We start from the raw sequence: 12,773 nt of genomic DNA, 5'->3' as shown, positions 1-12,773 counted from the left end.
GCGATTAGCGGCGGCTGGGTTAAAATACACCCGTTTTCATACCACTGCCCTCTGTTCTCCCAGTCGTGCGGCTTTGCTCTCTGGAAGGAATCATCACTCGGTCGGCATGGGCAACATCACCGAAACCGCCACCTCCGCCCCCGGACAGAGTTCCGTCCGCCCCAACACCAAAGCCCCCCTCGCCTTGACCCTGAAGCTGAACGGCTATTCCACGGCGCAGTTCGGTAAGTGCCACGAAGTACCGGTTTGGCAAACCAGCCCGATCGGTCCCTTTGACGCTTGGCCCTCCGGCGGGGGTGGATTCGAGTATTTCTACGGCTTTATCGGTGGCGAAAATAACCAGTGGGACCCGGCACTGTACGAGGGAACGACCCCGATCGAACCGCCGAAAACCCCGGAGGAAGGCTATCACCTGACCGAGGATCTGGCCGATCGAGCGATCGCTTGGATTAGTCAACAAAAAGCTCTCGCCCCCAATAAGCCTTTCTTTGCCTACTTCGCCCCTGGCGCAACCCACGCCCCCCACCACGTCCCGAAGGAGTGGATCGACAAGTATCGAGGCCAATTCGCTCACGGTTGGGATCGCCAGCGTGAGATCACCTTTGCCCGACAGAAAGAACTGGGCGTAATTCCCCAAAATGCCGAACTCACCCCCCGTCACGCCGAAATTCCCCCATGGGATGACATGGACGAGCGCCTGAAGCCGGTATTAGAGCGCCAGATGGAGGTGTACGCCGCCTTTCTGGAACATACCGATGATCAGGTGGGACGAGTGATTCAAGCCTTAGAAAAGCTAGAAATCCTCGACGATACGCTAATTTACGTCATCGTCGGTGATAACGGTGCCTCCGCCGAGGGAACGCTTCAGGGCGCGTTTAACGAGATGGCCAACTTTAACGGGTTAGCGAGTCTAGAAACCCCGGAATTTCTCCTCTCGAAACTAGATGACTTCGGTGCGCCCGATTCCTATAATCACTACGCGGTCGGTTGGGCCTGGGCGATGAGTAGCCCCTATAAGTGGACGAAACAGGTCGCTTCCCACTGGGGCGGCACCCGCAACGGTACGATTGTTCGTTACCCCAAACTCATCCAGGAAAAAGGTGGGATTCGTCACCAATTCTGTCACGTCATTGATGTGGCCCCGACGGTGTTGGAAGTGGTAGGCATTCCCGAACCGACGATGGTTAACGGTGTCCTACAAAGTCCCTACGAGGGTACGAGTATGGTTTATACCTTTAACGACGCAGCCGCCCCCGAACGTCATGATGTGCAGTATTTCGAGATGTTTGGCAATCGGGGCATCTATTACAAGGGTTGGAGCGCGATTACCAAGCACCGCACCCCGTGGGTGATGACTGGACAGACGATGGTTCCTTTCGACGATGATATCTGGGAACTATACGACGGCAGTACGGATTGGACGCAAGCTCGGGATCTCTGCCAGGAAATGCCAGAGAAACTGCACGAACTACAGCGACAATTTCTGATCGAGGCGGTTAAATATAATGTACTGCCCCTAGACGATCGCCAAGTGGAACGGGTCGATCCCGCCACCGCTGGCCGGCCTACCCTCGTGCGGGGAAACTCGCAATTATTCTTTGCCGGGATGGGGCGTTTGTCTGAAAATAGCGTCATCAACATCAAAAATAAATCCTTCTCGGTGACGGCGGAACTGAACATTCCCCCGGAAGGCGCGGACGGGGTGATTATCGCCCAAGGCGGCCGCTTCGGTGGTTGGAGTGTCTATACCCACGACGGAAAAGCCAAGTTCGTCTATAACGTGCTGGGGATTGAAAGTTTTGTCACCGAGGCGACGGAGACGATCCCGGCCGGTAAGCATCAGGTACGGATGGAGTTTGCCTACGATGGTGGTGGTTTAGGACGGGGGGGAAATGTCACCCTCTACTACGACGGTCAACCAGTGGGTACGGGTCGGGTAGAACGAACTCAGGCTTTTATTTTCTCCGCCGACGAAACCACGGATATCGGCTACGAATCTGGTACCCCCGTGGCGGCGGAATATACCTCGAAAACCAGTCGTTTCACCGGCAAGATCGGCTGGGTTCAATTGGATCTGGGTACGGACAATCATGACCACCTGATCGACCCGGAGGAACGTCTGAAAATTATCATGGCCAGGCAGTAGAAAAGGGGACTTGCGATACTGGTAGCTTTATCTAGACTATCCCTCGGTTAAAAGCAAAAAAATTGAGCTTAAATTAGCAACTTTGTCCTATGGAATGGTCTTTTTTGAGAAACTTTGCCATCACTTTATTCGCCCTCTTAAATCCTCTGGGAATGCTGCCGATTTTTATTAGTTACACCGCTCGCGAACGTAAAGAAGTACAACGACTCGTGGCTCTATTTGTCTCGTTAACTGTCTTGTGTTTGTTATTGATTTTTATGTTTATCGGAACGGCAATGCTAAAATTCTTTGGCGTCACCTTAGACTCTTTTCGCCTAGCTGGTGGCGTGCTTTTGTTGATTATCGGTATCAACATTGTTAACGGTTCTGGGGCAGGGACAAAAGAGCTTTTAATTAATGAGCAAGGCGGGGATTATCTCAGCGAAGCTAAGTCAGTTTATCGGCAGATTGTTATTCCTATGGCTATGCCTTTATTAGTGGGGCCTGGGGTGATTGCTAACGTTATCCTTTATGCCAGTGAAGCCGAATCAAGGCTAGGTATTGGTACGGGCATTGAACTGATTTTGATGACAATTTTAGTCAGTTTTTTAGTCTTTCTCATCCTCGCGGCTGGCCAATGGTTACAAAGACTTTTAGGAGATATTGGCTTGAGTATTACTCAGCGAGTTATGGGCCTATTTGTAGCGGCGATCGGAGTACAATTTATGGTGACAGGTTTGATTAATATTTTTGTCGATCAGATCGTTCCGAAACTACCATCATAGCCAATTACTAATTAGTCTAAATATAGCGGTTCTCGCATCTATGCGGCACACTTAAACCTTTGCTGATTAAGCTGTTCAGGATCGGGAATGTACCTCTTGTGAATCAGAAACGCTATAGTTAGCTAAGAAAATTACTGGAAATATCAAATAAGCTGTTGTATATTTAAACTGGGTATTAAGGAGAGCAATCATGAGAAATTCTGAGCAATTGACCAAATCCCTGAAGCGTTTTCGTTATACACTTTTTCTGGGAGTAGCGGCCATGGCAATCAATAGCTGGGGGATGCCCAATATTTCTGTAGCCCAGACTACTCCTGCTCAAGAAAAAGTGCAGTTAATGTTCGTGCAAACGGCAGAAGATCTTAAGGTAGATCCCGTCGCAAAAACAATTCGCCTGGTGAATGTCAACAAACAGACATTATACTTTTCCGATCGCCCAAACCGGATTGCTGGTAATCTGACCATGGCAGCCTACATGGATGAGTGGACAGCTAGGGCGGGAAAAGATAATTTTGCCAACGATCCCCCCAATGCTACCCTCTCGGTCTATGAACCTGGCCGTCAAGACAATACCATAATTGTCGTCGAGATTAGCAATCCCGTCATCGATGGCAAGGACTTGATTTATAGCTACAAGCTAATCGAAGGGACTCTACCTAAAACCGGCGGGGCAACTTCCCTATTTATCGATTGGATTGGTGTTGGTGGTGGTGTCGGTCCTGGCTTTTACGGGGTGGGGGCCGGTACCCGCGGGGTCGGTTTATACGGTGGTTACGGTGGCCCCCTGCGCTATTAATACACTTGTTCTAAGCAGCCTGTAAATTTATCTACCGATGAGGAGAATTCCATGAGTTACAGATACATCAATCAATTAGCCACACCCGAAAATTTGCATCGATTTCTGGAATTTGTCGATCTAGCGGCCGGCGCTGGCCAAGAAACGGCTAATGTCTGGGAAATCGAGCGCCGATTGGTCAATAGTCGCCCGATGGAGTTATGTGTAAAAGCAGTTCTGCAAGAACCAGCTTCCGCTCAATTAGTGCAAGAAAGATACATCGGCAAACCCTACGATCTCGAAGCAATGTTAAAAATGCCGAAAGGTTCTCTCGGTTGGACTTACGGCACAATTATGCACACTTTGGGCTATGATCCGCAATTTTATCCCCAACGCGAGCAATTTGATTCCGATGCCGACTATATTGGTTTTCGCATTGATAAAACCCACGATATCCATCACATTCTCACCGGGTTTAGTTTAGATACTCTTGGAGAATTGGGAGTAATTTCTGTCACGGTCGCTCAAACTCGTTATCCTACTTTTCTCCTCATCGATATCCTCTCTTTACTGATGACTTTTTTTACCAGTGATACTCTGTTAAGTGAGGTAGAAAGTGATGCCGATTTAAATAAAACTCTCGGTTACAAATTCGATTTAATTTCTCGGGGAATTACCATCGGTCGCCAGGCCCAACCTCTATTCCCGATCAAGTGGGAAGAAGGATTAGAAAAACCCTTAGATCAATGGCGTGAAGAACTGAATATCAAACCAGTTTTAGACGGGCCTTGGAGTTGGTACAGTTGCCCGGAATTACAAGCAGCGATCGCATAATTTACCCCGCAGATTTTTATGAGAGAATAGTTAGGGATAATTCTGCTTTGATCTATGGTCAAAAAAACCGCTAGAAAACCCAGCTATACTCAAATTCGCTGGCTCTGTCAAATAATTGTCGCTCTGATTGTCTTAATGCTGCCGGTGACTATTACTCTGCGACTGGTTTTAGCTTTTCTTTTCGCTTTGATAGTGGCAATTATGTTACTAGCTTACAGAATTTCTTGCCTTGCCCCCTGGCAGCTAGAACTATTAAAACCTCCCAATCATCGGGGGGCATTTCTGGAATCCCTATTTTATACGATCGGCAGTTTCGGACTATTAATTTATCTGATCGCTTCCGAACACGCCATCGTTCATTTTGCCTGTGGTTTTTTGGGTATTATTAGTGCTTGGTTAGCCATACAATTGATCTACAGCCAAGAATATGCAGTACGCTACTATCATGATGGTAAAGGCCTAGTTTTTCCCGATTGCGATCGACCTAATTGGAGGGAATTTCTCTATCAAGGTTTTTGTATGGCGGCTTGTTATCAAACCTCCGATACAAGTATTAATAGTACGGCAATGCGGCGGCTGGTAGCAACCTACGGGATGCTTTCCTATTCTTTATCCGTCTTGATTATTGCTATTATTTTTGGGATGATTGGTAATTTACTCTAAGCAAAAAAGATATTTTATTAAGGAAGTTATGGTTCATCAGAAAATTAATCTCGATCGCCTAGGTCCAGAAGAGACACTAATTACCCCCACCTATGCTTCCCGCGCCCTGACTTCCGCCGTACCTAAATACGAGATTCCCGAGGGAGAAATGCCGCCGGCGGTGGCCTATAATTTAATCTGGGATGAACTCGCCCTTGATGGTAATTCTCGCCTGAATTTGGCTACTTTTGTCACCCTTGGATGGAACTGGAAGCCAAACAATTAATGGCGGAAACCTTCGATAAAAACATGATCGACAAGGATGAATACCCACAAACCGCCGAAATTGAATTGCGTTGTGTGAATATGATCGCTAGACTCTGGAATGCTCCCAAAGGCGCAGCGGCAACCAGTTGTTCTACCATTGGTTCCAGTGAAGCGGCGATGTTGGGAGGCATGGCTTTAAAATGGCAGCGGCGCTATCGCCGACAAAAAGAGGGTAAACCCACCGATAAACCTAATTTAGTCATGGGCATTAATGTGCAGGTTTGTTGGGAAAAATTCTGTCGTTATTGGGAGGTAGAACCGCGTTTTGTGCCGATGGAAGGGAATCGTTTTCATCTCAATGCGACGGAAGCAATTAAACTAATTGATGAGAATACGATCGGGGTAATTGCCATTATGGGTAGTACCTTTGATGGTAGTTACGAACCCGTCCAAGAAATTAATGATGCCCTGGAAAAATTGAACAGAGAAACCGGCTGGCAAGTTCCCCTGCACGTCGATGGTGCTAGTGGTGGTTTTATTGCCCCTTTTCTTGATCCCGATTTAGTCTGGGATTTTCGCCTCAAATGGGTTAAATCGATTAATGCTTCCGGGCATAAATACGGTTTAGTCTATCCCGGTGTTGGTTGGATTATCTGGCGAGATCGGCAAGAATTACCAGAAGAATTAATCTTTAATTGTAATTATTTAGGCGGTGATCTGCCTAATTTTGCTCTGAATTTTTCTCGTCCCGGCAATCAAGTAGTCGCTCAATACTATAATTTTTTACGACTGGGTAAGGAGGGTTATCGACAAATTCATCAAGCCTGTCGAGATACGGCCTTGTATTTATCGGGGGAAATCGCTAAGATCGGACTGTTTGAATTAATTACCGATGGCAGCACTATTCCAGTTTTTGCTTGGAAATTAAAGGAGACAATTAGCGATCAAGCTAATTATAGTTTATTCGATTTGGCTGATAAATTGCGCGAGCGGGGTTGGTTAGTTCCTGCCTATACAATGCCGAAAAATCGCCAAGATTTAACCGTGCAGCGCGTGGTGATCAAGGAGGGATTTAGTCGCGACATGGCGGCTCTGTTGTTGCGGGACATTCATTCAGCGATCGCATTTTTTCAATCTCAGTCTCATTATCAGTCAAAATTATCTGGTTCCCATTTCCATCACTAACAGATGTTGAGGAAAAACTCGCTTAAATTTCCTAAATATTGGCAACCCTTACAGAGTTTTGGTGTTGGCAATTTTTCCACTCCTGTCTCAACCTAGTATATCCGTACCTCATCGAGGACAGTAATGCCTAAATCTTACCCGAATACACCCAAAAAAATCTGACTTAATCCTATGAAATCTGTACCATTTTTCGATATTAATCAAATATCTTTAATGCCAAGTAAACCATCTAGAACTAGAAGATGGATGAAAAAAATTGGACATACTTTGGTAATATTTATCGTAGTTTTACTACTGACTCTCACCTCTCCTCTTTTGGGAATAGCTCAAAATCCGACACAACTGGAAAATAAAATTGACGGCTTTCCAGTTATGTTAGATGGAAAAACTCTCTTTTTTATCCGGCGTGGAGTTTCTTCATTTTCGGCGGAGGAGAGAGCTAACGCTATTACCCGGAGAATTGAAAGAATTGCTCAAAATGATTCTATTCCTGTTGAGAACCTGACAATTAAGCAGATTCCTGATGATAACTCACTTTATTTAAGTGTAGATCAAGAAGTAATTCTAACGGTGACGGAGCGAGATGCAAAAGCCTATCGTTCAACGCCGAAGGTTTTAGCTCAACAAGCTTTACAAAAAATTCAGGTTGCTATCGCTCAATATCGCCAAGATCGAAAACCCGAACAACTACTTAAGAACATCATTTATACGGTTATAGCCAGCTTTGCCTTCCTGATTATTAGCTTTGCAGTTATCAAAACTTCAGGGAAGCTATTTCCCTTTATTAGACGTTTGATTGAATCCTTGACGCCAGGCATTCAAATCGGGAATGTTGAGATCATATCTTCCTCTAATATAAGCTTTTTTTGGCTGCGAGTTCTTCGGATAATTCGCTTACTTGTTCTCTTTTTATTATTATTTAATTATGCTACATTTGTACTTCGTTTATTTCCCTGGACAAGAGTTTTTGGTGAGAGTATTTTAGGCTATTTTTATCAATCATTAGAACTGGTTTTATCCTCTATTGGCCAATATCTTCCCAATGCCTTTATTATTGCCATAATCATTTTTATCACTTACTACTTAATCGGGCTAATCAAGCCCTTTTTTACAGCAATAGAAAGAGGAAATCTGGTTATTCCTGGTTTTTATACTGATTGGGCTAAACCGACTTACAATATCCTATTAGTCATAATTATTGCCATAGCAGCAATAGTTGCTTTTCCCTATTTGCCCGGTTTTGATTCCCCTGCTTTCCGAGGTGTTTCTGTTTTTCTTGGTCTTCTTTTATCCCTTGGTTCTACTTCGGCAATCGCCAATGTTATTGGGGGAATTATTCTTATTTATACCCGTGCCTTTCGCATCGGAGATCACATTCAAGTAGGAGATGTAATTGGCGATCTAATTGAAAAAAACTTCCTAGTCATCCGCATTTGTACTCCCACTAATAAAATCATTACTATTCCTAACTCATCTTTATTAAGTAGTAATGTGATTAACTTTAGTATTTCCTCGCGGGAGTTAAACAGAAATCTAATTATTCAGACAACGATTACCCTGGGGTATGATCTGCCCTGGCGAAAAGCCCACAAAACCTTAATTGAAGCTGCTCTAGAAACTGAGCATATTCTCAAAGAACCCGCACCTTTTGTCCTGCAAACTAGCTTAGATAATTTTTACATCAGTTATCAATTAAACGCTTACACTAACCAACCCAATTTGATGGTAATAATTTATTCAGAACTCCATCAAAATATTCAAGACAAGTGTAATGAAGCTGGGATTGAGATTCTCTCTCCCAGTTACACCTCCCTACGAGATGGAAATACAACAACCATTCCCGAAAATTATTTACCTTCCGATTATGTCGCGCCTCCCTTTCGCGTTCAATCTTCAGACAATCAGGAAAACAACACATTATGACACCATACCCGTTTTTAGGCTCTCACTTTTGGCGGATTATTAATAGACCTCTTGTAAAAATCAAAAATTGTTGTTAGGAGTAAGTAGCCAGTAGTCAGTAGTCAGTAGTCAGGATAATTAAGAATGAATAATAATCAATTCCATGATCTCTTGACAGATTTTAGGCAATTTAATCCTTATTTTTGCCGTTTTTGAACCATCAAAAATTAATTGTGCAAGAGGTTTAGTTTTGCAAGGGAATAAAGTTGACAATATCTCTTATAGGGTTTCTGATTCACAAGAGGTACATTCCCGATCCTGAACAGCTTAATCAGCAAAGGTTTAAGTGTGCCGCACAGATGCGAGAACCGCTATATTTTATTTAGGAACTACCTCCTAAATAAAAGCCTAGCGAAAACATGATTAAGATGCCAATAATAAATACAATAGACCAGGAAAAAACCGCAAATAAAACAAAACAAGCTGGGAAAGAAATCAGAGTTCCACCAACGAAAAACATACCCACCAAAAGAAGGAGCGGTACTTTAATAGGATGGGTGATTAGTTGATAAAAATCACTAAGAAAACCCAATAAATTATTAAAAATTTTAGGTTTAAACCTTTGAGAAACTTTTTTCCTAAGATAATTTTCAGCATCAGAGTTTAGAGGATAAATCGCTTGAAAGGTTTGGGGTTTATAAATTTCTTCAATCTGATAGGCCCATGCGGTTAATTTGTTTTTATTTTTTCTTCTTTCTGCCAGTTGATTGATCATAATAACCGTACACTTTAGATCACGAGGAATCACTAAACAAGGATTTTTTTCTTGTAATAATGCTTGAAATTGCGGCAGTTTTAAAGCATCATTATGACGGGTATTAGAATCATCATACAAGTGGGTTTTTCTGGTATCTTTTTGATCAAAAGGGTCGAAAGTTGGCTTGTTATTAGTATTAAACCATGCCAATAAATTCGTTAATTTTCCTAATCCTTGCGCTATAAAATAACGATATAATAATACTTCTTCTCTGTTGCGATCTTTCCCTTTACTAATAACAGCAATGATTGACCAAGCCTCTTTTTTATTTTTAACTTCTCGACCGATTATAACAAATTTTTCTTTTTCAGGCACGTTTTGAGGAAAGCAAGGAATTTTTAATAATTCCTCATCAATGGCTTGATAAACCACATCGGGAATCGGCTCTAAGGTACAATTCATAAAGTCTTCTTCGGTGTAATCTTCCACCCACCACAAAACTTGTGTACCAACTTGTGAAGATTGTACTTTAACTCCTGTACTAAATTCGTGAATCTCAATAGTACTCATGATTTTTTGTCAAAAGTAAGGATTATTGCTTAGTATTTATGTACCGTTAATAGCGATCACCTCACCCTAAAATGGGTCTCTATCTATTCTTTTATCGTAGGATAGGGGGGAAGTTATGCAGGGGAGCGGTTAAATAATACAATTTTATTATAGTTGAGATAAAATTTAGGCGAAGCTGGATCAGCGATCGCATTTAACTTCGATAAATGGGATAGACTAAAGAAAGTTAATGAGGATCAAGTCATGACACAAAATGAGTTAATGTTAGAACGATACTTTACTATCTTAAAAACTAGGTTAAACTGTATAGGGAACTTCAACAAAGGGATGTTCAGTTAAGTCGAAATCTTTAGTATTGTGAGTGACTAATTTAAGGTTATAATGAAGGGCGATTGCTGCTTGAATTGCGTCGGGTAATTTCCATTGTATGATCTTTTGATGGGGGAGTTTGTTCAACTTTTTTCTGATTTGTTCACGACGAAGTTGGATAACTAAATCGATGATAGTTTGATCTAATTCTATTAGGTGAAAGTAGGATAAAACTTGTTGAGCTTGATGAAAGGTGGTTTCATCCTCAAATCCAATCAAGACTTCTGCTTTAGTAATGATAGAAATACAAGCATCGTTTTTATGTTTTTTAAGATAGCTGGTTGCTGCTGAAACTCCATTAAAATGGTCAATCAGAATACAAGAATCTATCAGTTTTTTCATGACCATTCCTCTCGAATTTTCTGTTGATATTCTAACCCATCTCCTTTTGTCCATATTCCTTGAGTATTTTCTAAAACCGTTTCAAAATCGGAAGAAGATTCAGCTATATCTTGTTCAACAACCTCAATATTAATATTCAGCTTTGTTCCTTCTTTGAAGGGTAAATTAGAGAGAAGGATTTGCTGAGAGTTATCAAGGGTTATCTGAGTTTGATAGGAAGTCATAAGATTAAGCTATTTGAAGATAGTTAAAATCATTATAGCAGAAGTCAGAATTATGAGGTTGGAAGTCGGAAGTAAAAGCTATACAGAACTAGCTTTTCAACTAATTGACTGTACCTCATGAGATTGGGAAATGTTATATATAACTTTGATGGTTCTTTTTGCTGAATACCGAATTTGAATTGATTTTCTCCCGTCTAATTGATAATAAGATTAAGTGCAGATAGACTTTGATTTTCCTCAATCAAACGCTAATTTATAGGACGCACAACACTTGCGTCCCTACAGTATATCTAGTTTTTCATAAGAGGATAGCACAACACCCACTTAGGGACCTAGACCATCTATTTCAGGTCGAGATTATGGGGGATTAGATGGTATCGAAGATACCAGTGAATTGAGTTTTTTATATGTATCACCACCTTCTGACATCAGACCATCATAAGTGTTCCATTCATGAAACTGTTGTTTCTGAAAAGCTTTAATTTTTTCTTTTAACTGTTGGGAGTTCTCCTGTTTGATTATATCCTCATTAAGGAGTATCTTTTGGAAAATCTAAGATTTCAACAATAAGCCCTTTTCTTTTTCCTTTTTCTGAATCATCATGAGCGTTATCTTCAACTATAGCGTTTAAGGATTTGACATTAGTTTGCCAATTCGTATCTACAGTGGGTGATGGGGATACAGAGGGGGATGGAGATACAGAAGATGATAGAGAAGGTGATGGAGAGGGAGAGGAAGGAGTTGATAGCCCTAGACTTACTTTAATATCCTTGATTATAGCCTCTCTAGTCTGACTATCTGATTTTATTCCTACAATACCTGTTGGTTTTATTTTTTTTCCTGTTTGATAATCTTCAATTAACTGTTTCCAGTTTATTTCTTTTTGCTTAGATAAGCTTTTTTGTAACTTAAAAAGTTTAATAATTGCCTTTTTACTTTTTGTTTTATCAATCTTTTGATCCTGAGCCAGATCATTAACTATTTTGTCCAACCCATCTGGTAGAGTTAATTCAGTCATTAATTGTAGTTCCTGATTTACAGATTCTATTTGCTGCTTTAAAGCGAAGATAAAAACCACTGAAGCAATCGTATCCCGTGAATTAATGGGAGTTGGTGACATAATTCTTGCGCCCAATTTTTCCTGTCCTAATGTTTTAATATAAGTCCCATTAGTCGAACTATCTTTAATCATCCAAACCCCATTTTCATAGGTAATCTCAGCATGATGTTGGGACACTTTATCACTATTAGCACATGAATCTAAATCAATTTCTACTGGATTCCCCGGTGTAAAAATACCAATCACTGCGCTATTATAAATTTTAAATTCGGCAGTGGGTGCATTAAACAGAGGAATTAAACGCGCAGTGGCCATTGCACCTATGGGAGAAGGAGATGTCATCTGCATCGGTGCTGTCATTACTTGAGGGGTCGGTATTACTTGTGTAGGAGGAGTGAGAGGTTGAGGGGTCGGTATTACTTGTGTAGGAGGAGTGAGAGATGGAGGGGTCGGTATTCCCTGTGTAGGAGGAGTAAATGAGGAAGAAGGAGATGAAATCGGAGTGACGGGGAGAGTATTTCCTAATTCTGCACCACAGGTTTCGCAAAATTCAGCGTCTGGGGGGTTTCCTTCATAGCCACAGGTGGGACATTCGATAGACATGGTTGATTCTCCTTAAAAATGACGATATTTGACAGATTAACAAGGTTAGAAAAGAGTTCAAGACATTTGAAGATAAAGTCGGCATTACCTCAAAATAACGGCAAAAATGAACTTTAAAGCATTTCTTTCAAGTTTGTGCTTGAATCAGCCTAAGTTCCTGTGATATTACGAATAGTTTCATCTAGAGATGATTGTTCATCGGAAATTTTGGGTCTGAAACCCCGCCGTTCTAGGTTGGCTTTACGTTAGAATTAAAAGGCCAGTCTCGAAAACCAAGTGGACGGCGCAGCACCTTGAAAACTCGGCTTAGGGGGTTCCGACCAGAAAAGCTTG

12 protein-coding genes are annotated in these 12,773 nt (G+C 41.9%); 8 read left to right on the top strand and 4 right to left on the bottom strand.

Annotation, left to right across the window (positions count from 1 at the left end):
- The 8 genes from PX481_RS15945 to PX481_RS15910 form a co-directional block, all read left to right on the top strand.
- Positions 1-2,146, top strand: a 2,146-nt coding sequence (locus PX481_RS15945; protein WP_288094952.1) for an arylsulfatase, incomplete at its 5' end; no start/stop codon positions are given.
- A gap of 89 nt (positions 2,147-2,235) precedes the next feature.
- Entirely contained in the window at positions 2,236-2,910 is a 675-nt protein-coding gene (locus tag PX481_RS15940) for a MarC family protein (RefSeq protein WP_288094950.1), read from the top strand.
- 190 nt (positions 2,911-3,100) lie between these two features.
- Entirely contained in the window at positions 3,101-3,706 is a 606-nt protein-coding gene (locus tag PX481_RS15935) for a hypothetical protein (RefSeq protein ID WP_002760901.1), read from the top strand.
- 51 nt (positions 3,707-3,757) lie between these two features.
- On the top strand, positions 3,758-4,519 hold the full coding sequence (locus tag PX481_RS15930) for a Coq4 family protein (protein WP_002760903.1): 762 nt from the start codon (positions 3,758-3,760) through the stop codon (positions 4,517-4,519).
- Between the two features lie 54 nt (positions 4,520-4,573).
- Entirely contained in the window at positions 4,574-5,182 is a 609-nt protein-coding gene (locus PX481_RS15925; protein ID WP_288094947.1) for a DUF1345 domain-containing protein, read from the top strand.
- Between the two features lie 28 nt (positions 5,183-5,210).
- On the top strand, positions 5,211-5,447 hold the full coding sequence (locus tag PX481_RS15920; RefSeq protein ID WP_288027769.1) for a hypothetical protein: 237 nt from the start codon (positions 5,211-5,213) through the stop codon (positions 5,445-5,447).
- Positions 5,423-6,613, top strand: a complete 1,191-nt coding sequence (gene gad, locus PX481_RS15915) for a glutamate decarboxylase (protein ID WP_288094946.1) — start codon at positions 5,423-5,425, stop codon at positions 6,611-6,613. Before PX481_RS15920 ends, gad begins: the two co-directional genes overlap by 25 nt.
- Before the next feature lie 171 nt (positions 6,614-6,784).
- Positions 6,785-8,536: a mechanosensitive ion channel family protein gene (locus tag PX481_RS15910; RefSeq protein ID WP_288027773.1), complete on the top strand. Its 1,752-nt coding sequence runs from the start codon at positions 6,785-6,787 to the stop codon at positions 8,534-8,536.
- 361 nt (positions 8,537-8,897) lie between these two features.
- On the opposite strand, the gene PX481_RS15905 is transcribed toward PX481_RS15910, so the two are convergent.
- From PX481_RS15905 to PX481_RS15890, 4 genes are all read right to left on the bottom strand, one after another.
- Positions 8,898-9,842 carry a hypothetical protein gene (locus tag PX481_RS15905; protein ID WP_288055922.1) on the bottom strand — a complete coding sequence of 315 codons (945 nt, stop codon included), beginning with the start codon at positions 9,840-9,842 and terminating at the stop codon, positions 8,898-8,900.
- 297 nt (positions 9,843-10,139) lie between these two features.
- Complete coding sequence (locus tag PX481_RS15900; RefSeq protein ID WP_004159379.1) at positions 10,140-10,553, bottom strand: PIN domain-containing protein; 414 nt, start codon at positions 10,551-10,553, stop codon at positions 10,140-10,142.
- The gene (locus PX481_RS15895; RefSeq protein WP_004159378.1) at positions 10,550-10,777 is read right to left on the bottom strand and encodes a hypothetical protein; all 228 of its coding nucleotides are present in this window, start codon (positions 10,775-10,777) and stop codon (positions 10,550-10,552) included. Before PX481_RS15895 ends, PX481_RS15900 begins: the two co-directional genes overlap by 4 nt.
- Positions 10,778-11,306: 529 nt before the next feature.
- A complete protein-coding gene (locus tag PX481_RS15890) occupies positions 11,307-12,152 on the bottom strand; it encodes an FHA domain-containing protein (RefSeq protein WP_288094945.1) in 846 nt (281 codons plus the stop codon).
- Positions 12,153-12,773 lie beyond the last annotated feature (621 nt).

It is taken from the genome of Microcystis sp. M53603_WE2 (assembly GCF_030065435.1).
Note: the sequence above shows the minus strand (reverse complement) of the source record. Positions and strands in the feature narration are given on the sequence as shown.

Coding starts and splice junctions, on each gene's coding strand:
- PX481_RS15940 (WP_288094950.1), top strand. CDS start 2,236: ATGGAATGGTCTTTTTTGAGAAACTTTGCCATCACTTTATTCGCCCTC.
- PX481_RS15935 (WP_002760901.1), top strand. CDS start 3,101: ATGAGAAATTCTGAGCAATTGACCAAATCCCTGAAGCGTTTTCGTTAT.
- PX481_RS15930 (WP_002760903.1), top strand. CDS start 3,758: ATGAGTTACAGATACATCAATCAATTAGCCACACCCGAAAATTTGCAT.
- PX481_RS15925 (WP_288094947.1), top strand. CDS start 4,574: ATGGTCAAAAAAACCGCTAGAAAACCCAGCTATACTCAAATTCGCTGG.
- PX481_RS15920 (WP_288027769.1), top strand. CDS start 5,211: ATGGTTCATCAGAAAATTAATCTCGATCGCCTAGGTCCAGAAGAGACA.
- gad (WP_288094946.1), top strand. CDS start 5,423: ATGGAACTGGAAGCCAAACAATTAATGGCGGAAACCTTCGATAAAAAC.
- PX481_RS15910 (WP_288027773.1), top strand. CDS start 6,785: ATGAAATCTGTACCATTTTTCGATATTAATCAAATATCTTTAATGCCA.
- PX481_RS15905 (WP_288055922.1), bottom strand. CDS start 9,842: ATGAGTACTATTGAGATTCACGAATTTAGTACAGGAGTTAAAGTACAA.
- PX481_RS15900 (WP_004159379.1), bottom strand. CDS start 10,553: ATGAAAAAACTGATAGATTCTTGTATTCTGATTGACCATTTTAATGGA.
- PX481_RS15895 (WP_004159378.1), bottom strand. CDS start 10,777: ATGACTTCCTATCAAACTCAGATAACCCTTGATAACTCTCAGCAAATC.
- PX481_RS15890 (WP_288094945.1), bottom strand. CDS start 12,152: ATGGCCACTGCGCGTTTAATTCCTCTGTTTAATGCACCCACTGCCGAA.